Origin of the sequence: Streptomyces similanensis, from assembly GCF_039543625.1 — a bacterium.
Taxonomy (GTDB): Bacteria; Actinomycetota; Actinomycetes; order Streptomycetales; family Streptomycetaceae; genus Streptomyces; species Streptomyces similanensis.
Genome location: NZ_BAABKC010000028.1, coordinates 1 through 23982 on the forward strand (window position 1 = coordinate 1; position 23982 = coordinate 23982).

General features: G+C 74.1%; 15 protein-coding genes. 5 read left to right on the forward strand and 10 right to left on the reverse strand.

Annotation, left to right across the window (positions count from 1 at the left end; all coding sequences use genetic code 11):
* Window positions 1-941 (reverse strand): maltotransferase domain-containing protein (locus ABEB07_RS10290; protein WP_345667985.1); only part of this gene is annotated, 941 nt, incomplete at its 3' end.
* A 611-nt stretch (window positions 942-1552) separates the two neighbouring features.
* Between ABEB07_RS10290 and ABEB07_RS10295 the strand changes: the two genes are divergently transcribed.
* The gene (locus ABEB07_RS10295) at window positions 1553-4180 is read left to right on the forward strand and encodes a glycosyltransferase family 1 protein (RefSeq protein ID WP_345667986.1); all 2628 of its coding nucleotides are present in this window, start codon (window positions 1553-1555) and stop codon (window positions 4178-4180) included.
* Window positions 4181-4262: 82 nt separating this feature from the next.
* Here ABEB07_RS10295 and ABEB07_RS10300 read toward each other — a convergent pair whose 3' ends face one another.
* From ABEB07_RS10300 to ABEB07_RS10335, 8 genes are all read right to left on the reverse strand, one after another.
* Window positions 4263-4784, reverse strand: a complete 522-nt coding sequence (locus ABEB07_RS10300) for a DUF1990 family protein (RefSeq protein WP_345667987.1) — start codon at window positions 4782-4784, stop codon at window positions 4263-4265.
* A gap of 72 nt (window positions 4785-4856) precedes the next feature.
* On the reverse strand, window positions 4857-6512 hold the full coding sequence (locus tag ABEB07_RS10305) for a M4 family metallopeptidase (protein ID WP_345667989.1): 1656 nt from the start codon (window positions 6510-6512) through the stop codon (window positions 4857-4859).
* Window positions 6513-6759: 247 nt separating this feature from the next.
* Entirely contained in the window at window positions 6760-8796 is a 2037-nt protein-coding gene (locus tag ABEB07_RS10310; protein ID WP_345667990.1) for a M4 family metallopeptidase, read from the reverse strand.
* A gap of 439 nt (window positions 8797-9235) precedes the next feature.
* The gene (locus ABEB07_RS10315) at window positions 9236-9895 is read right to left on the reverse strand and encodes a maltokinase N-terminal cap-like domain-containing protein (RefSeq protein ID WP_345667991.1); all 660 of its coding nucleotides are present in this window, start codon (window positions 9893-9895) and stop codon (window positions 9236-9238) included.
* A gap of 184 nt (window positions 9896-10079) precedes the next feature.
* Entirely contained in the window at window positions 10080-11861 is a 1782-nt protein-coding gene (locus tag ABEB07_RS10320) for an ABC transporter ATP-binding protein (RefSeq protein WP_345667992.1), read from the reverse strand.
* Between the two features lie 542 nt (window positions 11862-12403).
* Window positions 12404-14161, reverse strand: coding sequence for an ABC transporter ATP-binding protein (locus ABEB07_RS10325; RefSeq protein ID WP_345667993.1), 1758 nt, complete (start codon window positions 14159-14161; stop codon window positions 12404-12406).
* A 31-nt stretch (window positions 14162-14192) separates the two neighbouring features.
* Window positions 14193-16052 (reverse strand): ABC transporter ATP-binding protein, encoded by a 1860-nt coding sequence (locus ABEB07_RS10330; protein WP_345667994.1) that lies wholly within the window; start codon window positions 16050-16052, stop codon window positions 14193-14195.
* The gene (locus ABEB07_RS10335; RefSeq protein WP_345667995.1) at window positions 16049-17962 is read right to left on the reverse strand and encodes an ABC transporter ATP-binding protein; all 1914 of its coding nucleotides are present in this window, start codon (window positions 17960-17962) and stop codon (window positions 16049-16051) included. Before ABEB07_RS10335 ends, ABEB07_RS10330 begins: the two co-directional genes overlap by 4 nt.
* Before the next feature lie 208 nt (window positions 17963-18170).
* Between ABEB07_RS10335 and ABEB07_RS10340 the strand changes: the two genes are divergently transcribed.
* From ABEB07_RS10340 to ABEB07_RS10355, 4 genes are read left to right on the forward strand one after another with little or no spacing between them, the layout of a single operon-like run.
* A complete protein-coding gene (locus tag ABEB07_RS10340; RefSeq protein ID WP_176150559.1) occupies window positions 18171-19073 on the forward strand; it encodes an ABC transporter ATP-binding protein in 903 nt (300 codons plus the stop codon).
* Complete coding sequence (locus tag ABEB07_RS10345; protein ID WP_345667996.1) at window positions 19070-19819, forward strand: ABC transporter permease; 750 nt, start codon at window positions 19070-19072, stop codon at window positions 19817-19819. Before ABEB07_RS10340 ends, ABEB07_RS10345 begins: the two co-directional genes overlap by 4 nt.
* A gap of 25 nt (window positions 19820-19844) precedes the next feature.
* Window positions 19845-21095: a sensor histidine kinase gene (locus ABEB07_RS10350; protein ID WP_345667997.1), complete on the forward strand. Its 1251-nt coding sequence runs from the start codon at window positions 19845-19847 to the stop codon at window positions 21093-21095.
* A complete protein-coding gene (locus ABEB07_RS10355; protein WP_176150562.1) occupies window positions 21085-21726 on the forward strand; it encodes a response regulator in 642 nt (213 codons plus the stop codon). Before ABEB07_RS10350 ends, ABEB07_RS10355 begins: the two co-directional genes overlap by 11 nt.
* A 54-nt stretch (window positions 21727-21780) precedes the next feature.
* Here ABEB07_RS10355 and glgX read toward each other — a convergent pair whose 3' ends face one another.
* Window positions 21781-23964, reverse strand: coding sequence for a glycogen debranching protein GlgX (gene glgX, locus ABEB07_RS10360; RefSeq protein WP_345667998.1), 2184 nt, complete (start codon window positions 23962-23964; stop codon window positions 21781-21783).
* Between the last annotated feature and the right edge of the window lie 18 nt (window positions 23965-23982).

Sequence of the window (23982 nt, forward strand, 5' to 3'; positions counted from 1 at the left end):
GAGCCGATCGCCCAGGGCACGCCGACGTCGTCGGGGCCGGCGGTGAGGGTGTTGTTGGGGCCCTTGCGGAAGGTGGTGCCGATGGGGTGGACGGGGGGGAGGTAGACGACGTCGAAGCCCATCGCGGCGATGGCGGGCAGGCGGCGGGCGGCGGTGGTGAAGGTGCCGTGCGGCTGCTCGGGGGTGCCCTCGGAGCGGGGGAAGAACTCGTACCAGGCGCCGTACAGGGCGCGCTCGCGCTCGACCTGGAGGGGCAGCGGGTCGGAGGAGGTGACCAGCTCGCGCAGGGGATGGCGGGCCAGCACCGCGGCCACCTCCGGCGTCAGCGCCGCCGCCAGCCGGGAGGCGGCCGGGCGGCCCTCGTCGCGCAGGGCGGCCGCGGCGGCCAGGACGGCGGCCCGCCCCTCGTCGTCCTCGGGCACGCCGTCGGCGGCCCGCTCGTGCAGCCGGGCGCCCTCCTCCAGCACCAGCGCGGTGTCGATCCCCGCCGGGATCTTGATCTTCGCGTGGTGGCGCCAGGTGGCGATCGGATCGCTCCATGCCTCCACCGCGTACGTCCAGCGGCCGGGCTCCCCGGCGGTGACGGCGGCGCCCCAGCGGTCGGTGCCGGGGGCCAGCTCGCGCATCGGCGTCCACGGTCCCGGGCGGCCCTCGGGGTCGCGCAGGACGACGTCGGCGGCCACCGCGTCGTGGCCCTCGCGGAACACCGTGGCGGTGATCTCGAACGACTCGCCGGTCACCGCCTTCGCCGGCCGGCGGCCGTGCTGGACGACCGGCCGGACGTCCAGCACGGGGATCCGGCCGACGGCGGTGGCCGTTCCCGCGGGGGTGTCCCGCGGCGACGGGTGTGCTCCGGGCGCCCCGGCGGCGGTCTGTGGACCGGCGTCGCGTGGGCGCTTGCTGGTGGTGCCGGGTGGTGCCGGGTGGTGCGTGGCGGGCATGACCGCTCCTGTCCGCGTCAACGAGGGGGTGGGCGGAGGTGGGTGGGGAGGTGGGTCCCGCGAGGCTGTCCTCAGGAACCGGGACGTGTATGTACCTGTGAAGGTGCGTGGGGCCGGCCGGGTGTACCGGTGGAGCCTTCCCACCCTGTTCGGGTGAGCATTCCGGCACTTTGTTAACTACTCACGCGTATGTCCGCGCACAAGACCGGCCGTCTCGGGCCACGGGCCGGGCCCGCACTGTTCCTCTGTCACCGCGACCCCCTGGAGCTGCGTAAACGTGTTCGACAAGCCGGTCCCCGTCGCCCGCGGGCGCCGGGAACCTGGCCTGATACCTCACCCACCGGTCGCGTACCCCGGACGCACACCACCACGCACCGCCTCTCGGCCTCCTGAGAATGGCCGATTACCGGTGCGTCGGGGCGAACCCGTTCAGGTCGCCAGGACAGGACCGGCGGCGTCGGTCCCAGCGGGGGCCGCACCACGACCGGTACGGTGTTCCGGGTGACGGGGCGCACAGTGCCGTGCGTCCCAGCGAAGCGCAGGGCGTCGTGCGCGCTTTCGGCGAAGCGCGCCGTGCCGTGCGTCCATCAGCGAATGCGCCGAGGTGGAATGTGAAGGCGATCCGTCGGTTCACCGTCCGTCCCGTTCTCCCCGAGCCCCTACGACCGCTCAGCGAGCTGGCCCGCAATCTGCGCTGGTCCTGGCACGCCGAGACGCGCGACCTCTTCCAGTCCGTCGACCCCGAGCGCTGGGCCTCCTCGGGCGGCGACCCGGTGCGGCTGCTCGGCAGTGTGCGCCCGGCCCGGCTGGCCGAGCTGGCCGGCGACCGCCGGTTCCTGCGCCGGCTGACCGCCGCCGCCGACGACCTGCACGACTACACGAGCGGCGAGCGCTGGTACCAGGAGCAGCCCGCGGGGCTGCCGGCCGCGATCGCCTACTTCTCGCCCGAGTTCGGCATCACCGCCGCCCTGCCGCAGTACTCCGGCGGCCTCGGCATCCTCGCCGGCGACCACCTCAAGGCGGCCAGCGACCTCGGCGCGCCGCTGATCGGCGTGGGGCTGCTGTACCGGCACGGCTACTTCCGCCAGACCCTGTCGCGGGACGGCTGGCAGCAGGAGCACTATCCGGTCCTGGATCCCAACGAGCTGCCCGTCACCCAACTGGCCGAGGCCGACGGCAGCCCCGCCCGGGTCTTTCTGGCGCTGCCCCGCGGCCGGTCGCTGCACGCCCGGATCTGGCTGGCCCAGGTCGGCCGGGTCCCGCTGCTGCTGCTCGACTCCGACGTGGAGGAGAACGACCTCGGCGAGCGCGGGGTGACCGACCGGCTGTACGGCGGCGGCAGCGAGCACCGGCTGCTCCAGGAGATGCTCCTTGGCATAGGAGGGGTACGGGCGGTGCGGACGTACTGCCGGCTCACCGGGCACCCGGAGCCGGAGGTGTTCCACACCAACGAGGGGCACGCCGGGTTCCTCGGCCTGGAGCGGATCGCGGAGCTGTGCGCGGCCGGGCTCGACTTCGACTCCGCTCTGGAGGCGGTGCGCGCGGGCACGGTGTTCACCACCCACACCCCCGTCCCGGCCGGCATCGACCGCTTCGACCGGGAACTGGTCGCCCGCCACTTCGGGCCGGAGGCCGAGCTGCCCGGCATCGACGTGCAGCGCGTCCTCCAGCTGGGCATGGAGACGTACCCGGGCGGCGAGCCGAACCTGTTCAACATGGCCGTGATGGGGCTGAGGCTCGCCCAGCGCGCCAACGGGGTGTCGCTGCTGCACGGCCAGGTGAGCCGCGAGATGTTCTCCGGGCTGTGGCCCGGATTCGACCCCGAAGAGGTGCCGATCACCTCGGTGACCAACGGCGTCCACGCGCCCACCTGGGTGGCCCCGGAGGTGATCCGGCTCGGCGCCCGGCAGATCGGCGCGCAGCGCACCGAGGACGCGCTGTCGGTGGGCGGCTCGGAGCGCTGGGACGCGGTCGCCGACATCCCCGACGAGGAGGTCTGGGAGCTGCGCCGGGAGCTGCGCGGTCAGCTGGTGGAGGAGGTGCGGCGCCGGCTGTGGGCGTCCTGGCGGCAGCGCGGCGCGGGCACCGCCGAGCTGGGCTGGGTCGACGGCGTGCTGGACCCGGACGTGCTGACCATCGGCTTCGCGCGGCGGGTGCCGTCCTACAAGCGGCTGACGCTGATGCTGCGCGACCGCGACCGGCTGATGGACCTGCTGCTGCACCCCGAGCGGCCGGTCCAGATCGTGGTGGCGGGCAAGGCGCACCCGGCGGACGACGGCGGCAAGCGGCTCATCCAGGAGCTGGTCCGCTTCGCCGACGACCCGCGGGTGCGGCACCGGATCGTCTTCCTGCCGGACTACGGCATGGCGATGGCGCAGAAGCTCTACCACGGCTGCGACGTGTGGCTGAACAACCCGCTGCGGCCGCTGGAGGCGTGCGGCACCTCCGGGATGAAGGCGGCCCTCAACGGCTGCCTCAACCTGTCGGTGCTGGACGGCTGGTGGGACGAGTGGTACCAGCCCGACTTCGGCTGGGCGGTGCCGACGGCGGACGGGACGGGTACTGACGCCGACCACCGCGACGACGTGGAGGCGGCGGCGCTGTACGACCTGCTGGAGCAGCGGGTGGCGCCGCGCTTCTACGAGCGCGGCCGGGCCGGACTGCCCGACCGGTGGGTCGAGATGGTCCGCCGCACCATGGCCCGGCTGGGGCCGAAGGTGCTGGCCGGGCGGATGGTGCGCGAGTACGTCGAGCGGCTGTACACCCCGGCGGCGCACGCGCACCGCGCGCTGGGTCCGGAGGCGGCGCGTGAGCTGGCAGCGTGGAAGGCGCGGGTGCGCGGCGCCTGGCCGGAGGTGACCGTCGACCACGTGGAGACGGTCGCGGGCGCGCCCACCGCCGAACTCGGCAGCACGCTGGGGCTGCGGGTGCGGGTGGGGCTCGGCGGTCTGGGCCCGGAGGACATCGAGGTGCAGGCCGTCTCCGGGCGGGTCGACGAGGAGGACCGCATCGAGGACGCCACCGCGGTCCCGCTCAAACCGGCGGGCGCCCCCGACCCGGACGGCCGCTGGGTCTACGAGGGCCCGCTCGCCCTGGACCGCACCGGCCCCTACGGCTACACGGTCCGCATCCTGCCCGCCCACCGCCTCCTGGCCTCCGGCGCGGAACTGGGCCTGGTGACGGTGCCCGCCGAGGGCGCCGAGGGCGCGGCGGACGGCGCCGGAGTGCTCCTGCGCTGAGCGCGTCCCGGACCCGGCGGCCGCCCGGGCCCCGGGTCCGGCCCCGGCCCCGGCCCCGGCTCCGGGCCGGGCGGCCCGGGGGTCAGGCGTCCTCGGGGATGTCCGCGCACAGCGCGCGCAGCACCTTCGCGCAGCGGTGGGCGTAGGCGTGCTGGAAGGCGCGGGTGGCGGGGCCGCCGGCGCGGGCGTACCACTTGGCGGCGCGGCTGAAGGCGTTCACCGTGAGCCAGACCGTGCCGTCGCCGGTGCGGTCCACGACGAAGGACTCCTCGCCGCACTCCGGGTGCCCGGGCAGCGTGCCGTAGGCCCAGCCGGCGCGGCGGTGCTCCTCGGCCGTCCAGACGACGCGGCAGGGCGCCTTGACGACGCCCGCCAGGGTGATGGTGACGTCGGCGCCGGGGACGGCGCGCTCGGCGGTCGTGGTGACACCGACCCCGAGGGCGCGGTGCATCTCCCAGGTGAGGACGGCCTCGGCGGCGCGCCGGAACACCGCCTCGCCCTCGCCGATGCGGGAGCGCACGAGCATCGGGTGGAAGCCGGGCGGGCAGTGTCCCTGTTCGCGGGTCGCGCCGACCTGCTCGTAGGTGAAGTGGGCCGAAGACATGGGACCCAAGCGTAGGGCGGCACCCGGGAGATTCCGCCTCCCGGGTGCCGCCCTGTGCCGGTGATTCCCTGATCAGCTGACGTTGACCGCCGTCCAGGCGGCGCCGACCGCCTTGTACTCGGCGCTGGTCGAGCCGTACAGCGCCGAGGCCGCGTTCAGGGTCGCCGTGCGGGCGGCCTTGTAGTTCGTGGTCGACGTCATGTACGTGGTGAGCGCCTTGTACCAGATCTGCAGCGCCTTGTCCCGGCCGATGCCGGTGACCGCCGAGCCGTTGTACGTCGGCGAGTTGTAGCTGACGCCGTTGATCGTCTTCGCGCCGCTGCCCTCGGACAGCAGGTAGAAGAAGTGGTTGGCGACGCCGGACGAGTAGTGCACGTCCTTGTTGCCGACCGAGGACGACCAGTAGTCGGCGGAGCCGCCGTCCTTGCTGGGCTTGTCCATGTAGCGCAGCGGGGTGCCGTCGCCGTTGATGTCGATCTTCTCGCCGATGAGGTAGTCGCCCTTGTCGGAGGCGTTGTTGGCGTAGAACTCGACACCGGTGCCGAAGATGTCGGAGGTCGCCTCGTTCAGACCGCCGGACTCACCGCTGTAGTTGAGGCCCGCGGTGTTGGAGGTGACGCCGTGGCTCATCTCGTGGCCGGCCACGTCCAGCGCGGTCAGCGGGTGGTTGTTGCCCGAGCCGTCGCCGTAGGTCATGCAGAAGCAGCTGTCGTCCCAGAAGGCGTTGACGTAGTTGCTGCCGTAGTGGACGCGGGAGTAGGCGCCGACACCGTTGTTCTTGATGCCGCTGCGGCCGAAGGTGGCCTTGTAGAAGTCCCAGGTCTCCTGCGCGCCGTAGGCGGCGTCGGCGGCCGCGGTCTGGTCGGTGGTGGAGCTGGAGGCGGTGCCGGTGCCCCACACGTTGTCCGCGTCGGTGAACAGCGTGCCGGTGCCGGACGTCTTGTGCGCCAGGTTGTACGTCTTGTGGCCGCCGCGCGTGGTGTCGTACAGCTGGTACGTCGAGCCCGACAGGGTGGTGGTCAGGCTGACGGTCCCGGAGTACAGGGTCTTGCCGGTGCCGGTGGCGTTCTCGATGCCCTGGTACTCGAAGAGCTTCTTGCCGGTGGCCGCGTCGGTGATGACGTGCAGCTGGTTCGGCGTGCCGTCGTCCTGGAGGCCGCCGACGACCGTCTCGTAGGCGAGGACCGGGGTGCCGTTGCCCGCCCAGATGACCTTGCGCGGCGCCTGGTCGGCGGCGGAGGCGGCCGAGCCGGCGTCCTTGGCCAGGCCCACGGCCTGCTTCTCGGCCTTGGCCGGGGTCACCTTCGCGGTCAGCGAGGCCACCTTGATGGCGGCCTTGACGGCCTTGGTGACGCCCTCGGTCCTGCCGGCCTTGGAGGTGTGGACGATCAGGTCGCCGCCGAGGACGGGCAGACCGGCGTAGGTGCGCTCGTAGCGGGTGTGCACCGTGCCGTCGACGTCCTTCACGACGTCCTTGACGACCAGCTTCTCCTGGGCGCCCAGACCTATGCTCTGCGCCGTCTCGGTGACCCCGGCCTGCGCCTGCTGGATCAGGGAGGTGCGGGCCGCGGCGGTCAGGTCGGTGGGCGCGGCGGCGAGGGTCGCGGCGCCGGTGGGGACCTGGGCCGAGGCACTGGTGGTCAGGCCCGTGCTGAGGAGGGCGCCGGCGGCGACGGCGGTGGCGACGGCCAGAGTGGTGCGCTTGTGACGCGTGTAGCGGGGAGTCACACGAGCTCCTTTGTGGGGGAGTCCGCCCGGCGTGGGGTTGCCGGGACCGGAACGGGTGTCAGGTTGCTGTGCGGCGGGTGGAGAGAGAGTGGCATCCAGGACGCGTACATGTCATGACCCTGAAGTGATGTTGGCCGAAAAATGACGAGAGAGTTCATGTTTCAGCCGTGTGAACGGGTGCCGTTCCGGGTGCGACACCTCCGGAACGGCACCCTGACCTGGGGTCACAGCGGCCTACAAGAGACCTTTACGGGAAGGTCAGTTTCCAGCCATCGATGTAACCGGTGTCCTGCGGACCCTTGTCCTGGACCTTCAGCTTCCAGGTCCCGTTGGCCGTCTGGGTGGACGCGTTGACCGTGTAGGTCTTGTGGACGTCCGGGGTGGAGTCGGAGCTGCTGCTCTTGAGCCGGTACGTCGTCCCGCTCGGACCCACCAGGTCGATCTGGAGGTCGCCGCTCCAGGTGTGCACGATGTCCACCGTGACCTGGAGGTTGGAGGGCGCGTTGCCGGTGCGCCCGCTGACCGTGATGGACGAGGTGACCGCCGAGCCGTAGTCCGGGATCTGCACGTCCGCCGTGTTCTCGAAGGACGTGCCGCCGCCGCCCGGGTCGCCGCCGCCGGAGCGCGAGCCGACGTTCACGGCCGCCCACGCGTCCTGCACCGCCTTGTACTCGGCGCTGGTCGTCCCGTACAGCTCGCCCGCCGCCGCGAGCGAGCCGGTGCGCGCCGAGGCGTAGTTGGTGGTCGAGGTGAACTTCGTGGTCAGCGCCCGGTACCAGATCTGCAGCGCCTTGTCCCGGCCGATGCCGGTGACCGGAAGCCCGTCCGAGGTGGGCGAGTTGTAGCTGACGCCGTTGATGACCTTGGCGCCGCTGCCCTCGCTCAGCAGGTAGAAGAAGTGGTTGGCGACGCCGGACGAGTAGTGCACGTCCTTGTTGCCCACGCCCGAGGACCAGGAGTCGGCCGAGGCGCCGTCCTTGGAGGGCTTGTCCATGTAGCGCAGCGGGGTGCCGTCGCCGTTGATGTCGATCTTCTCGCCGATGAGGTAGTCGCCGACGTCCGAGCTGTTGGCCGCGTAGAACTCCACGCCGGTGCCGAAGATGTCGGAGGTCGCCTCGTTCAGACCGCCGGACTCGCCGCTGTAGTTGAGGCCCGCGGTGTTGGAGGTGACGCCGTGGCTCATCTCGTGGCCGGCCACGTCCAGCGAGGTCAGCGGGTCGTTGTTGCCGGAGCCGTCGCCGTACGTCATGCAGAAGCAGCTGTCGTCCCAGAACGCGTTCACGTACGAGTTGCCGTAGTGGACGCGGGAGTAGGCGCCGACGCCGTTGTTCTTGATGCCGTTGCGGCCGAAGGTGTTCTTGTAGAAGTCCCAGGTGACCGCGGCGCCGTAGTGCGCGTCGGCCGCGGCGGTCGCCGCGTTCGACGTCGTGCCGTTGCCCCAGGTGTCGCTGGTCTGGCTGAACAGCGTGCCGGTGCCCGACGTGCCGTGGTTCAGGTTGTACGTCTTGTGGCCGCCGCGCGCGCCGTCGGTCAGCGTGTACGACGAGCCCGACTGGGTCGTCGTCAGCGAGACCTGGCCGCTGTACTGGGTGTTGCCGACACCGGTCTCGATGCCCTGGTAGCGGTACAGCTCCTTGCCGGTGCTCGCGTCGGTGACGACGTGCAGCTGGTTCGGCGTGCCGTCGTCCTGGAGACCGCCGACCACCGTCTCGTACGCCAGCACCGGGGCGCCGTTCGCCGCCCAGATCACCTTGCGGGAGGACGGGGCCACCGAGGTCTTCTCGGCGCCCAGCGCCCGCGCGCTGCGCAGCGCCTGCTGCTGCGCGGCCGCCTGCGACACGCTCGGGGTCAGGCTGCGCACCTTGACGGCCGCGTCGGTGGCCTTCACGACCCGCTCGGTCGCGCCCGACTTCGCGGTGTCGACCACCAGGTCGCCGCCGAGGACCGGCAGACCGGCGTAGGTGCGCTCGTAGCGGGTGTGCAGGGTGCCGTCGGCGTCCTTCACGACGTCCTTGACGACCAGCTTCTCCTGGGCGCCGAGCCCGAGGTCCTTGGCCGTGGCGGCCTTGGCGCCGTCGGCGTCGCGGATCAGCTCGGCGCGCTGCGAGGGCGTCAACTGCACGGCGGTGTGCGCCGGGTTGGCCTTGCCGGGGTGCGGCGCGGCGCTGGCGGCGCCCGACTGGACGGCCGTGGCGACGAGGGCGGCGACGCCGGCCAGGGCGACGCCCGCGGCCCGGCGGTGGGTGATGTGGGAGGTGCGTCTGCGAGAGCTGCTGCTACTCAACACTGACTCCTTCTGCGTGGCCGCGGGTCGCGCGGCCATTCGGGGAGATCCGGACGGGGGGTGAGCCGTCCGGGCAGAACTGCGAAGTGCCGAAGTGCGAGGTGCGCTGTGCTGGCGTGCGCGGTGCGGGGTGCACGGCGCCGAAGGGCGGGATGCCGGCCGGGCCACAGTCCGCGAAACGGTGGGGGGTGCTGTGGTGTGGCTGTGAACGGCCGAGGGGAAGAGTGGCAGGAGGACGCTGTCCTTGTCAGGACCGCGTCATCAACTTGGCCGGAAATGGTTCGTTGTCCGGATGTTCATGTTCGGTATACGGACCTGATGTGCGGGCGGCGCATTCGGCTGGTCCGTTCCGCCGCGTGTCCGGGCGCGGCGAGGAGCCCCGCCGCGCGACGACGTGCGGCGGGGCTCCGGTGATACGGGGTCTCAGGCGCCCCGGCGGTCAGCCGCGGGCGGGGTGCACCGTGGCGAACAGACCGTGGGCGCGGGTGCCGTCCGGCAGGTCCCATCCGCCGGCGACATGGCCGATCGCCGACGGCGGCGGGACCGGCCGCCCGTCCGGGGCGGGCGTGACGATCCGGAGCAGGCGCAGGGTGGTTCCGTCCGGCGCGGACAGCCGGGTGTCCCGGCCGGTGTCGGCGGCCGCGGCGAAGCCGCCGGGCAGCGGGCCGGCGGTGGCGCGGACGGCGGTGACCTCCTGGTCCCGGGTGTGGCTGGTGCTCTGCGCCTGCGCCTCGGCCCGGCCGTCGATCAGCGCCGCCAGCTCGGCCGTCAGCACCGGGTCCTGGCAGCCGTCGTAGACCCAGCGCCGGCCCAGGACGCCGTGTTCCATGGTGCCGATCAGGGCGGCCTCGGCGCCGTCGAGCGGGGCGGCGCGGTAGGTGAGCGGCACCAGGTAGGCGACCGGGTGCGCTCCGGCGGAGTCCTCGACCACCATGAACTCGATCCCCACCTCGCCCTCCGGGTCGTCCAGCCGGAAGCCCCCCGCCTTGGCCAACTCGGCTCCTTCGCCGCCGCCTTGGTACCAGGCGCGGGTGGGCAGCCAGTCGGTGAGCAGCTCAAGCTTGGTCGGCTTGAGGGTGGTGCGGTGGATGACGGCCATGCCGGCGGTTCCCCTCCGTGAGTCGGTGCGGACCCCCACACCCTCGCACCCCTCGAACGCCCCGGACCGCAGGACCCCCCGACGCGACGGCACGCTTACGGGGGACTCGCGCTGCCCGCTGGGGGACTTCCGGTGGCTGCCGGGGGGGCTTCCGCCGTCCGCCAGGAGGGCTCCCGGCGCCCGGCTAGGAACCCCCGGTGTCCGCAGGAGAGTCCCCGCCGCCCCCGGGGGACCCCGTCTCCTCCCCGTGCCAGGTGCGCCACAGCGCCGCGTACGCGCCGTCCGCCGCGACCAGTTCCTCATGGGTGCCGAGTTCGGTCAGGCGGCCGGATTCCATCACCGCCACCCGGTCCGCGTCGTGCGCGGTGTGCAGCCGGTGGGCGACGGCGATGACCGTGCGGCCCGCCAGCACGGCGGCCAGGGCGCGTTCGGTGTGGCGGGCCGTCGCCGGGTCGAGCAGCGCCGTGGCCTCGTCCAGGACGATCGTGTGCGGATCGGCCAGCACCACCCGCGCCAGCGCCAGCTGCTGCGCCCGCGAACCGTCCGTACGGCAGCCGTCCGCGCCCAGCTCGGTGTCCAGGCCGGCCGGCAGCTCCCGTACCCAGCCGTCCGCGCCCACGGCGGCCAGCGCCGCCCACACGTCGGCGTCCGAGGCCGCCGGTTCGGCGAGGCGCAGGTTGTCGCGGACCGTGCCGAGGAACACGTGGTGCTCCTGCGTGACGAGGACGACCTGACGGCGCAGCCGCTCCGGCGCCAGGTCCGCGATCGGCGCCCCGCCCACCGTCACCGAGCCCGCGGTCGGTGCGTCCACGCCCGCCAGCAGCCGGCTCAGCGTGGTCTTGCCCGCGCCGGACGGCCCCACCACGGCCAGCCGCTCCCCGGGCCGCACCGTCAGATCGACCCCGGACAGCACCTCGCCGCCGCGCTCGTAGGCGTAGCACGCCCCGGCCACGTCGATCCGGTCGTCCGCCGGAACGGGCGAGCCGGCCGCGTCGGCGGCGGTACGCGGCGCCTGCGCCACGCCCTCCACGCGGGCGAAGGAGGCCCCGCTGTTCTGGAGCTGCTCCACGCACATCAGCACCTGGTCCAGCGGCTCGGTGAACTGCCGCAGGTACAGCGCGGCGGCCACCACCGCGCCCAGGGACATCGCGCCCCGCGCGTGCAGATACCCGCCGAGCAGCAGCACCCCGGCCACCGGCAGGGTGTACGACACCTCCACCGCCGGGAAGAACACGGTGCGCAGGAACAGGGTGTACAGACGGGTGCGGCGGGCCTGCGCCAGCGCCTCCCGGCTCGCCTCGACCCGCCGGCCGGCCAGCCCGAACGCCTCCACCGTGCGGGCCCCGGCCGCCGTCGCCGCCAGGACCTCCGCGACCTCGGAGGTGGCCGCGCCCTCGGCGAGGTAGCCGGGCCTGGCCCGGCGCAGGTACCAGCGCAGCGCCAGCCAGATCGGCGTCAGGGTCAGCACGCCGACCGCGCCCAGCAGCGGATCGATCAGGAACACCGCGACCAGCACCGCGAGCGCCTGCATGGCGCACACCAGCAGTTCGGGCCCCGCGTCGCGCAGGGTGGTGCCGACGGCGGCCACGTCGGCGGTGCCGCGGGTGGCCAGATCGCCGGTGCCGGCCCGCTCCACGACCGCCGCGGGCAGCGCCAGCGCCCGGTCCACGAAGCCCTCGCGCACCCGCGCCAGCGTGCGTTCGCCGAACCGGTGCCCCAGGTAGCGGGCCCAGCGCGCCAGCAGCAGCTGCGCCAGCGCGCACACCAGGATGGCGAGCGCCATCCGGTCCACGCCGCCGACGCCGCCGCCCGACCGGACGTGGTCGACGATCCGGCCCAGCAGCCACGGCCCGGCCAGGCCCGCCCCGGCGGCCAGCACGTTCAGCAGCAGGACCGCGGTGAAGGCCCGCCCGTCCGCCCGGACCAGCCGCGCCGCGGCCCGCCGCACCTCCCCGGGCCCGGCCACCGGCAACCGCCCCTGCCCCGAACGCCCTTCCTCCACCGCCGACCGTCCCCCGGCGGGTCCGCCGCCCGGCGGCTGCCTCTCGGTAGGTTCGCCGGCCAGCGGTCGTCCCCCGGTGGGGACGCTGGCCGCCGGTCGTCCCCCGGTGGGTCCGCCACCCGGTGGCTGATCCTCGGTGGGTCCGCCGGTCGGCGGACGTCCCTCCGCAGGGTCGCTGCGCGGTGGCTGATCCTCGGTGGGTCCGCTGGCCGGCGGCTGCCCGTCGGCGGGCCTGCCGCCCGGCGGTCGTCCCTCGGTGGGTCCGCTGCCAGGCGGCTGCCTTTCGGCGGATTCGCCGGTCGGCGGCCGTTCCTCCGCAGGGTCGCTGCCCGGCAGCCGTTCCCTCCCGGCGGCGTCGGTCGGCAACCGTTCCTCGACGGCTCCGGCGACAGGCGGCCGTTCCTCGACGGCTCCGGCGACGGGCGGTCGTTCCTCGGCGGGGCCGCCGACGGGCGGCCGTTCCTTCGTGGGCCCGTCAGCCGGAGGCAGTCCCTGCGCCCCGGCCGTCATCGGACCGTCTCCGCCGTGCTCGCCGTGCTCGCCGTGCTCGGTGGGGTCGGTCGGCTCGGTGTTCCGGTGTCGCGGGCCACCAGGTTCCGGTAGTCGGGCTCGTTCGCCAGGAGTTCGCGGTGGCGGCCGCTCGCCGCGACCTTGCCGTCGACCAGGTGCAGCACGAGGTCGGCGTGGTCCAGCACCAGCGGCGAGGTGGTGGTCACCAGCGTCGTGCGCCCCGCCCGGGCCGCGCGCAGCCGGCCGGCCACCGCCGCCTCGGTGTGCGCGTCCAGCGCCGACGTCGGCTCCACCGCGAGCAGCACCTCGGGATCGGCCAGCAGCGCCCGCGCCAGCCGCACCCGCTGCCGCTGTCCGCCGGACAGGCTGCGCCCCTGCGCCGCCACCGGCGAGTCGAGCCCGTCCGGCAGCCCCCGTACGACGTCCTCGGCGACGGCCGCGCGCAGCGCGCGTGCGAGGTCCGCCGCCGGGCGCTCGGCGCGCCCGGACAGCAGCTCGCGCAGGGCGCCGGCGAACAGATCGGCCTCGTGGTCGGCGACCAGGATCCGCTCGCGCACCTCGCGCAGCCGGATCTCGGACAGCCGCCGCCCGCCCCAGGTGACGGCGGACGGCTCGTAGCGGCCCAGCCGGTCCACGACCGCCGCCGCCTCAGCCGGGCGGGCGCACACCAGCGCCGTCAGCCGCCCCGGCGGCACCCGGACGCCGGAGTCCGGATCGTGCAGCACGCACGGTTCGGCCGGCGCGTCGAGGACGTCGGGATCCGCCTCCGGCTCCACCCGCAGCAGCCGGACGACCCGGCGGGCCGCCACCACGCCGCGGCTGAGGTCGTAGCCCATCTCCACCAGGAAGGCCACCGGGCCGACGAGGACCGCGGTCCAGCCGTACACCGACACCAGCTCGCCCACGGTCAGCTCGCCCCGGGCGGCCGAGCGGGCGGCGAGCCAGGTCACCACCGCGAGGAACAGCGTCGGCAGCCCCACCCCGAGCGCCTGCATCCAGCTGGTGACCGCGCCGACCCGGTAGCCCTGGGCGCGCAGCCGCCCCGAGTCCCGGCGGAAGGCGTCCGCGAACAGCTCCTTGCCGCCCAGGCCGCCCAGGACCCGCAGCCCGCCCGCTAGGTCGCCGATCCGCGCGGTCAGCAGACCCTGCTGTTCGCGGTACTCGCCCTCGGCGCCCTGGAGCCGCCGCATCAGCGGCCCGACCAGCACGGCGATCACCGGCATCCCCAGCACCACCACCGCCGCCAGCGCCGGCGAGACGGACATCAGCAGGACGGCCACCACCGCGTACACCACGGCCGAGCCGACGCCCGGACCGATGACGGTGAGCGCCCTGCTGATGGTCTGCACGTCGCCCACGCCGATCGTGACGACCTCCCCGGCGCCCACCCGGCGCGGCAGCGCGGCGCCGAGCCGCACCACGTGGTCGACGACCACCTTGACGGTGCGGAAGTTGGCGTCCATCCGCAGCCGGGTCATCGTGCGGTGCCGCATGATGCTCACCCAGGCGTTGACCGCGCCGACCGCGACCAGCGCGGCCGTCCAGCCGGCCAGCGCCGTCGGGTCGCCCGGCTGGAGCCCGTCGTCCACCGCCCGCGACAGCAGGTACGGGGTCACCGCAAGCAGCACCATCCATCCGCTGGCCAGCACCGCGCCGGCCACCGAGCGGCCCGGCTGGCGCAGCACCAGCCACCACAGGTAGTGCCAGCCGCCCCGCCGGTCGGGCGTCCCCGGGTCCTCGTACGGGTCGATCACGCTTCCCCCGATCGTCGTTCTCAGGCGAGCCTCAGGCGAGACTGTCGCGCCAGGCCCGGTGCAGATCCGCGAACCGGCCCGTGCCGGCGATCAGTTCGGCCGGGCGGCCGTCCTCCACGATCCGGCCCCGCTCCATCACCAGCACCCGGTCGGCGATCTCCACGGTGGACAGCCGGTGGGCGATCACCACCGCCGTACGGCCGTGCAGCACCGTGGCCATCGCCCGCTGCACGGCCTGCTCGCCCGGGACGTCCAGCGAGCTGGTCGCCTCGTCCAGGATCAGCACGGCCGGATCGGCGAGCAACGCCCGCGCGAACGCCACCAGTTGGCGCTGTCCGGCCGAGATGCGGCCGCCGCGCTTGCGGACGTCGGTGTCGTAGCCGTCGGGCAGGGCGCTGATGAAGTCGTGGGCGCCGATCGCCTTCGCGGCCGCCTCGATCTGAGCGCGGCCCGCGTCCGGGCGGCCGAGGGCGATGTTGTCGGCGACCGTGCCGGAGAACAGGAACGCCTCCTGGGTCACCATCACCACCCCGCGCCGCAGCTCGGGCACGGCCAGGTCGCGCAGGTCCACCCCGTCCAGCAGCACCCGCCCGGCCGAGGGGTCGTAGAAGCGGGCCAGCAGCTTGGCCAGGGTGGACTTGCCGGCGCCGGTGGAGCCGACCACCGCGACGGTCTGCCCGGCCGCGATGGTCAGGTCGAAGCGGGGCAGCACCTCGCCGCCGGTGCGGTAGCCGAAGCCGACCGACTCGAACACCACCTTGCGGCCCGGCAGTTCGGAGGCGGGCGGCGGCAGCTGCCGGGGCGCCGACGGCTCCGGGACCGACGGCGTCTGCGCGAGCAGGCCGGCGATCTTCTCCAGCGACGCGGCCGCCGACTGGTAGGAGTTGAGGAACATGCCCAGGCGGTCGATCGGGTCGTACAGCCGGCGCAGGTACAGCACCGCCGCCGCCAGCACGCCCAGCTCCAGCGAGCCGTCCGTCACCCGGTAGGCGCCCCACAGCACCATCGCCGCGACCGCCGTGTTGGCCACCAGCCGGGAGCCGACCACATAGCGGGCCATCTCCAGCAGCGCGTCGCCGTTGGCGCGTTCGTGCCGGCGGTTGAGGGCGGCGAAGTCGGCGTCGTTGGCGGCCTCGCGGCGGAAGGCCCGCACCGGCCGGATGCCGTTCATCGTCTCCACGAACTTCACGATCAGCGCCGCGATCGCCGTGGACCGCTCCGCGTACGCCCGCCCGGCGCGCCCCTGGTAGCCGCGCACCAGCAGGTACAGCGGCACGAAGGAGGCCACCGCGACCGCGCCGATGCCCGGGTCCAGCCAGAGCAGCATCGCCGAGATGTAGACGAACGACAGGACGACCGTGATCAGCTCCTGGAGCCCCTCGCTGAGCAGTTCCCGCAGCGACTCGACGTCGGTGGTCGAGCGGGAGATGAGCCGGCCGGAGGTGTAGCGCTCGTGGAAGTCGACGCTGAGCGCCTGGCCGTGCCGGAAGATCCGGCCGCGCAGGTCCAGCAGCACGTCCTGGTTGACCCGGGCCGCGCCCACGACGAACGCCCACTGGAGCACGCCGGAGGCCAGCGCGCACACCAGGTAGCCGACCGCCACCGCGACCAGCGGCCCGTGGTCGTGCCCGCGCAGCGCCGGTACGGCGGTGTCGATCGCGTACGCCACCAGCAGCGGGCCCGCCTGCGCCGCCGCCTGCTGGAGCAGCAGCAGGAGGGTGGTCCCGGCGACCCGGGCCCTCATGGGGGCGAGCAGCGAGCGCAGCAGCGCGGCCGTGGCGCCCGGGGGCGTGGGCAGGACGTCCCGGTCGAAGGGGTCGCCGGCGTCCTTCGGGCGCGGCGGGGCCGCCTCGTCCTCGGCGGCGGGGACGGGCGTGGTGGAGGCCGTCATCGGTCCTGGTCCCCCTCGTTCGGCTCGCTCTGTTCGTGCTCGTGCTCGTGCTCGTACGGCTCGCACGGCTCGTGCGACGCCGCGGCGCCCGCCATCAGGTGGGCGTACTCGGCGTGGCCGCGCAGCAGTTCCTGGTGGGTGCCCACCGCGGTGATCCGGCCGCCGGACAGCAGCGCGACCCGGTCGGCGAGCAGCACCGTGGAGGGACGGTGCGCCACGATCAGGGCGGTGGTGTCGACGAGGACGCGGCGCAGCGCGGCCTCCACGGCGGCCTCCGTGTGCACGTCCAGGGCGGACAGCGGGTCGTCCAGGACGAGGAAGCGGGGGCGGCCGACGACCGCCCGGGCCAGGGCCAGGCGCTGGCGCTGGCCGCCGGACAGGCTCAGGCCCTGCTCGCCGACCTGGGTGTCGACGCCCTCGGGCAGCGCGTGCGCGAACTCGGCCTGGGCGACGGCGAGCGCGCGGTCCAGGTCGGCCGCGCCCGCGGTGGCGGCGGCGCCCATCAGGACGTTCTCGCCGACGCTCGCGGAGAACAGGGTGGGTTCCTCGAAGGCCACCGCGACCAGGGAGCGCAGGCGGTCGCGGTCCATGGCGGTGATGTCCTCGCCGTCGAGGGTGATGCGGCCGGAGGTGATCTCGTGCAGCCGCGGGACGAGCGCGGTGAGGGTGGTCTTGCCGCTGCCGGTCGCGCCGACGAGGGCGACGGACTCGCCCGGCCGGATGTGCAGGTCGACTCCGTCGAGCAGGGGCGGGGAGTCCTCGGGGGCGTCGGGGTAGCGGAAGCGGACCTCCTCGAAGCGCAGCCCCGCGACGCGTCCGGAGCGGGCGCCGGCGTCCGGCTCGGCGGAGCGGGGCGCCGCCGCGGTCTCCGGTTCCGCGTCCATCACCTCGAAGTACCGTTCCGTCGCCGTCGCCGCCTCCTGACTCATCGCCAGCAGGAAGCCGATCGACTCCACCGGCCAGCGCAGCGCGAGCGCCGTGGACAGGAAGGCGACCAGCGTGCCCGCCGACAGCGCGTCGTCGGCCACCTGCACCGCGCCCACCACCAGCGTCGCCCCGATGGCCACTTCGGGCAGCGCCATGATGACCGCCCAGATCGTCGCCAGCAGCCGCGCCTTGCGCAGCTCGGTGCCGCGCAACGTGCCCGCCAGCTCGCGGAACGCCCGCGCCTGGCTGCGGTGCCGGCCGAACCCCTTGACGACGCGGATGCCGAGCACGCTCTCCTCGACCACCGTCGTCAGATCGCCGACCTGGTCCTGCGCGAGCCGCGCCACCCGCGCGTACCGCTTCTCGAAGAGCGCGCTCAGCGCGATCAGCGGCAGCGCCGGCGCCAGCATCACCAGCCCCAGCGCCCAGTCCTGGACCAGCATGATGGCCACGCCCACCAGGATGGTCACGCCGTTGACCAGGAGGAAGGTCAGCGGGAAGGCGAGGAACATGCGCAGCAGCATCAGGTCGGTGGTGCCCCGCGAGAGCAACTGGCCCGAGGCCCACCGGTCGTGGAAGGCGACCGGGAGACGCTGGAGGTGCCGGTACAGGGCCGCCCGCATGTCTGCCTCGACCCGCGACAGCGGTCGCGCCACCAGCCACCGCCGCAGCCCGAACAGCACCGCCTCGACCAGGCCGAGCAGCAGCACGTACAGCGCGCCGAGCCACACGCCGCCGGTGTCCCGGTCCGCCACCGGCCCGTCCACCAGCCACTTCAGCACCAGCGGGATCACCAGCCCCACACAGGAGGCGACGATCGCGACGGCCGCGGCGGCGGACAGCCGGGCGCGCACCGGCCGGACGAACGGCCACAGGCGCAGCAGCGCGCGCACGGCGGACCGTTCGGCCGGGCCGGCGCCCTCGGGGCCTGTCCGGGCGCCTTCTTCGGTGGTCTCCTCGGCGGGAGCGGGTGTCGTGGACATCAGGAGCGAGCGTACGGATCGGCACTGACATCGCCCACCGAGTTTTGGCCGGACCCCGCTCCGCCCCTGGTCCCACGACCTGCGCGTACGGCCGTGTGGGTGAGGGCGCGGGCCGCCGGGTCGTAGCGCGGCATCAACCGATCGGCTGATGCGCCTTCGAGCGCGTCGGGCGATGCGCGGGCGGGCCGCGCGCCGGGATTCTGAAGCCATGTCCGTCATCGAAGTCAGCGAACTGCGCAAGTCCTACGGCGGCCGGGCCGTCGTGGACGGTGTCTCGTTCTCCGTGCAGGAGGGCGAGATCTTCGGCATCCTCGGCCCCAACGGCGCCGGCAAGACCACCACCGTGGAGTGCGTCGAGGGGCTGCGCGTGCCCGACGCCGGCCGGATCCGGGTCACCGGCCTCGACCCGGTCGCCGACCACGAGCGGGTGGCCCGGGTGCTGGGCGCCCAGCTCCAGCAGAGCGAGTTGCAGGCCAAGCTCACCGTCCGCGAGGCCCTGGAGCTGTACGCCTCCTTCTACCCGCGCCCGGCGAACTGGCGCCCGCTGGCCGAGCGGCTCGGTCTGACCGACAAGCTCGCCACCCGCTTCGGCAAGCTGTCCGGTGGCCAGAAGCAGCGCCTGTTCATCGCGCTCGCCCTGGTCGGCGACCCGAGGGTCGTCGTCCTGGACGAGCTGACCACCGGCCTCGACCCGCGCGCCCGCCGTGACACCTGGCAGCTGATCGAGGACGTCCGCGCCGCCGGCGTCACCGTGCTGCTGGTCACGCACTTCATGGAGGAGGCGCAGCGGCTGTGCGACCGGATCGCGGTCATCGACAAGGGCCGGATCGCCGCGCTGGACACTCCCGAGGGCCTGATCCGCCGCTCGGCCGGCGCCACCGTCATCAGCTTCACACCGTCCGCGCCGCTGGACGAGCACGACCTGAACGCGCTGCCGGAGGTGGCCTCGGTGGCGTACAAGGACGGCCGCGTCACGCTCTCGGGCACCGACGCCACCGTCAACGCCGTCATCACCCTGCTCGCCCGCCACCACGTCACCGCCCACCAGCTCCGCGTCAGCGACGCCACGCTCGACGACGCGTTCCTCGACCTCACGGAGGCCGCCGCATGAGTACCCCGGTCCTCGACAGCGCCGTGCTGCGCACCGAGATCCGCCTCTTCGGCCGCGAGCCGGGCGCGATCTTCTGGATCCTGCTCTTCCCCACCCTGCTGCTGGTGATCCTCGGCTCCATCCCGTCCTTCCGGCAGAGCGACGACTCGCTCGGCGGCCTCCGGCTGGTCGACACCTATGTGCCGGTCGCGGTGCTGCTCGGCCTGATCCTCGGCGGCCTCCAGGGCATGCCGCAGGTCCTCACCGGCTACCGCGAGCGGGGCATCCTGCGCCGGATGTCCACCACCCCGGTGCGGCCGCTGACCCTGCTCACCGCCCACATGGTGGTCTTCGCGGGCGCGGCGCTGGCCTCCGCGGTGCTCGCCCTGCTCGTCGGCCGGCTCGCCTTCGGCGTCCGCCTGCCCGAGCAGCCCTTCGGGTACGCCCTCGCCCTGCTGCTGGCGGTGCTGGTCGCCCTCGCGCTGGGTTCGGTGATCTCCGCCGTCTCGCGCACCACGAAGATCGCGGGCGCGGTCGGCAGCGCGGTGCTCTTCCCGATGATGTTCTGCGCCGGACTGTGGGTGCCGGTGCAGGCCATGCCGCACGTCCTCGCCCGGATCGTCGGCTACACGCCCTTCGGCGCCGCCGCCCAGGCCCTGAACCAGGCCGCCGGCGGGCACTGGCCGGGCTGGACCCACCTCGGGGTGCTCGCCCTCTGGTCGGTGCTGCTGACCGCCGGGGCGGCGCGCTGGTTCCGCTGGGAGTGAGCGGGCCGTGCCGGATACTGAGGGGATGACGAACGCCGAATGGACGCCGCTCCGGGTCGGCTTCGCCGACTGGGGACCGTACGGCCTGCTGGCCGTGGGCGTCCTGACGGCGGCCGGGTCGGCCCACGTGGTCGGCATGTCCCGGGGCGAGCTGTACCTGTCCGCCGTCCTGGTGGCCGCCGCCCTGGTCCTGGAGCCGGGGCGGCGGCGGATACTGCGCCACCGGCCGCCGCGGGGCCGCGCCGCCGCCTTCCTCTACTTCCTGCGCTGGTCGTTCGGCTTCGTCCTCACCTGGCTGAACCCCTTCTTCGCCTTCTACGCCGTCATCGGCTACTACACGGCCACCGTGCAGCTGCCCCGCAGACTGGTGGTGCCGGGTCTGTGCCTGACCGCCGTCACCATGGCCGGCAGCGAGATCGGCGGCATGCCGCCGCACGGGCTGACCCTGTGGACGGGCTTCGTCGTGGTGCTCGGCGCCAACATCGGCCTGGTCGCCCTGTTCACCCGCTACGCCGACCAGGAGCAGAGCCGCGCCCTCGCCCAGGCCGAGACCATCGCCGAACTGGAGCGCACCAACACGGCGCTGCAGCAGGCCCTGGACGAGAACGCGGCCCTGCACGCGCAACTGCTCGTCCAGGCCCGCGAGGCCGGCGTCGCCGACGAGCGCCGGCGGCTGGCCGCCGAGATCCACGACACCCTCGCCCAGGGCCTGACCGGGATCATCGCCCAGCTCCAGGTCGTCGCCAACGCCCCCGACCTGACCACCGCCCGCACCCACCTGGAGCGGGCCTCCGCACTGGCCCGGCACAGCCTCGGCGAGGCCCGCCGCTCGGTGCACAACCTCGCCCCGGTGGAGCTGGAGGACACCGGACTGCCCGAGGCGCTGAAGTCCACGGTCGCCGCGTGGGGCGAGCGCATCGGCGCCCGCACCGACTTCACCGTCACCGGCACCGCCGAGCACCTGCACGAGGAGGTGTCCGCCACCCTGCTGCGCATCGCGCAGGAGGCCCTCTCCAACGCCGCCCGGCACGCCCGCGCCGCCCGGGTCGGGGTCACCCTGTCCTTCCTGGGCGACGAGGTCATCCTCGACATCCGCGACGACGGCGCCGGCTTCGACCCGGCCGCCGTGCCCGCCCGCACCCGCGCCGGCGGCTTCGGCCTGGCCGGGATGCGGGCCCGCGCCGAACGCATCGCCGGCACCCTGGCCGTCGAATCCGAACCGGGGCACGGCACGGCGGTCTCCGCTCGCGTACCGTTGGTGCGCCATGACCGATGACACCACCGTCTCCCTGCTGATCGTCGACGACCATCCCGTGGTGCGGGACGGTCTGCGCGGCATGTTCGAGTCCGCGCCCGGCTTCACGGTCCTCGCCGAGGCGGCGGACGGGGTGGAGGCGGTCGAGCGGGCCGCCGCCCTCGACCCGGACGTGATCCTGATGGACCTGCGGATGCCGGGCGGCGCGGGCGTGGACGCGATCCGCGAGCTGACCCGGCGCGGCGCCCGCGCCCGGGTGCTGGTCCTGACGACGTACGACACCGACTCCGACACGCTGCCCGCCATCGAAGCGGGCGCGACCGGCTACCTGCTCAAGGACGCCCCGCGCGACGAGCTGTTCACCGCCGTGCGCGCCGCCGCCGAGGGCCGCACCGTCCTGTCCCCGGCGGTCGCCTCCCGGCTGGTCTCCGCCGTCCGCGCCCCCGCCCCGGGCAACGAGGCGCTGTCGGCGCGCGAGCGCGAGGTGCTGGTGCTGGTCGCCCGCGGCACCTCCAACCGGGAGATCGCCCGCGAGCTGTTCATCAGCGAGGCCACCGTCAAGACCCACCTCACCCACCTGTACGGCAAGCTCGGCGTCAAGGACCGGGCGGCGGCGGTGGCGGTCGCCTACGACCGGGGCATCCTCGGCTGAGCGGCGGCCCGCGGCGGGCGTGCGCGCCGGTGCCCGGCACGGCGTGCGGGCCGGTCAGCCGGCCACCCGCAGCAGCAGCACCGAGCGCCCCGGCACCGTGATCGCCTCGCCCGCCCGGTGCACGGCGTCCGGCGGGTCCGCCTGCTCCTCCAGCGAGGTGTCCACCACCACCGCGTAGCGCTCCGCCCACGGCGGCCCCGGCAGGACGAAGCGCACCGGGCGGTCCCCGGCGTGCAGGACGGCCAGGAAGCTGTCGTCGAGGACCGGCGCGCCCCGTTCGTCGCGGCCCGGGATGTCCCGCCCGGACAGATACATGCCGAGCGTGGCCGCCGGGGCGTACCAGTCCTCCTCGGTCATCTCCGCCCCGCGCGCGGTGAACCAGGCCAGGTCGCGCAGCCCGTCCGCCGAGTGGGCGCTGCCGGAGAAGAACGCCCGGCGGCGCAGCACCGGGTGGCGGTGGCGCAGCGCGATCAGCCGGGCCGTCAGCTCGTACAGCGGCCGCCACTCGGGATCCTGGAGCAGCGACCAGTCCAGCCAGCCGGTCTCGTTGTCCTGGCAGTAGGCGTTGTTGTTGCCGTGCTGGGTGCGGCCCGTCTCGTCGCCGGCGACCAGCATCGGCACGCCGGTGGACAGCAGCAGCGTGGTCAGCAGGTTGCGCAGCTGGCGGCGGCGCAGCGCCCGTATCCGCCCGTCGTCGCTCTCGCCCTCCGCGCCGCAGTTCCAGGAGCGGTTGTCGTCGGTGCCGTCCCGGTTGCCCTCGCCGTTGGCCTCGTTGTGCTTGCGGTCGTAGCTCACCAGGTCGCGCAGGGTGAAACCGTCGTGCGCGGTGACGAAGTTGACGGAGGCGTACGGGCGCCGGCCGCCCCAGGCGTACAGGTCGCTGGAGCCGGACAGCCGGTAGCCCATCTCCCGCACGTCCGGCAGCGCGTGCCGCCAGAAGTCCCGTACGGCGTCGCGGTAGCGGTCGTTCCACTCCGCCCACAGCGGCGGGAACGCGCCCACCTGGTAGCCGCCCGCGCCCACGTCCCACGGCTCGGCGATCAGCTTGACCCGGCGCAGCACCGGGTCCTGGGCGATCACGGCGAGGAACGGGGAGAGCATGTCCACGTCGTGCATGGAACGGGCCAGCGCGGCGGCCAGGTCGAACCGGAAGCCGTCCACGCCCATCTCGGTGACCCAGTAGCGCAGCGAGTCGGTGATCAGGCGCAGCACGTGCGGCTGCACCACGTGCAGGGTGTTGCCGCAGCCGGTGTAGTCGGCGTAGCGGCGGGCGTCGGCCTGGAGGCGGTAGTAGCGCTGGTTGTCGATGCCCTTCAGGGACAGCGTCGGGCCGTACTCGCCGGCCTCCGCGGTGTGGTTGTAGACCACGTCGAGGATGACCTCGATGCCGGCCGCGTGCAGCGCGCGCACCATCCGCTTGAACTCGCCGACCTGCTGCCCGGTGGTGCCGGCGGCGGCGTAGGCGGCGTGCGGGGCGAAGTAGCCGACGGAGTTGTAGCCCCAGTGGTTGCGCAGGCCGCGGCGCAGCAGGTGGTCCTCGTGGGCGAACTGGTGCACCGGCAGCAGCTCCACCGCCGTGACGCCCAGCCGCGTCAGGTGCGCGATCGCCGCCGGGTGGGCGAGTCCGGCGTACGTCCCCCGCAGCTCCTCGGGGATGCCGGGGTGCAGCTTGGTGAAGCCGCGCACGTGCAGCTCGTAGATGACCGAGTCGGCCCACGGCGTCTTGGGGCGGCGGTCGTCCGCCCAGTCGTCGTCGTCATGCACCACGACGCCCTTGGGCACGTACGGCGCGGAGTCGCGGTCGTCGCGCACGGTGTCGGCGACGTGCTGGTCCGGCCAGTCCCGGACGTGCCCGTAGACCTCGGGCGGCAGCGCGAACGCGCCGTCCACCGCGCGCGCGTACGGGTCCAGCAGCAGCTTGGCCGGGTTCCAGCGGGCCCCGGTCCACGGGTCCCAGCGGCCGTGCACCCGGTAGCCGTAGCGCTGCCCCGGCATCACCCCGGGCACGAAGCCGTGCCATATCTCGTGCGTCAGTTCGGTCAGCCGGGCGCGGGTCTCCTTGCCCGCGTCGTCGAACAGGCACAGTTCGACCGCCTCCGCGCCGCCGGCCCACAGCGCGAAGTTGGTGCCCGCGACACCGTCCGGGCCGGTGCGGAACCGGGCGCCCAGCGGGGTGGCGGCGCCGGGCCACACCGGCACGGCGGGCGCCGCCGGGGCCACGCGCCGCCCGCCGGCCACCGCGACGGCGGCGGCGCC

Excerpts from the sequence above, each read along its gene's own strand:
- ABEB07_RS10300 (WP_345667987.1), bottom strand. The coding sequence starts at position 4,784 with ATGTCTTCGGCCCACTTCACCTACGAGCAGGTCGGCGCGACCCGCGAA.
- ABEB07_RS10315 (WP_345667991.1), bottom strand. The coding sequence starts at position 9,895 with ATGGCCGTCATCCACCGCACCACCCTCAAGCCGACCAAGCTTGAGCTG.
- ABEB07_RS10330 (WP_345667994.1), bottom strand. The coding sequence starts at position 16,052 with ATGACGGCCTCCACCACGCCCGTCCCCGCCGCCGAGGACGAGGCGGCC.
- ABEB07_RS10335 (WP_345667995.1), bottom strand. The coding sequence starts at position 17,962 with ATGTCCACGACACCCGCTCCCGCCGAGGAGACCACCGAAGAAGGCGCC.
- ABEB07_RS10340 (WP_176150559.1), top strand. The coding sequence starts at position 18,171 with ATGTCCGTCATCGAAGTCAGCGAACTGCGCAAGTCCTACGGCGGCCGG.
- ABEB07_RS10345 (WP_345667996.1), top strand. The coding sequence starts at position 19,070 with ATGAGTACCCCGGTCCTCGACAGCGCCGTGCTGCGCACCGAGATCCGC.
- ABEB07_RS10350 (WP_345667997.1), top strand. The coding sequence starts at position 19,845 with ATGACGAACGCCGAATGGACGCCGCTCCGGGTCGGCTTCGCCGACTGG.
- ABEB07_RS10355 (WP_176150562.1), top strand. The coding sequence starts at position 21,085 with ATGACCGATGACACCACCGTCTCCCTGCTGATCGTCGACGACCATCCC.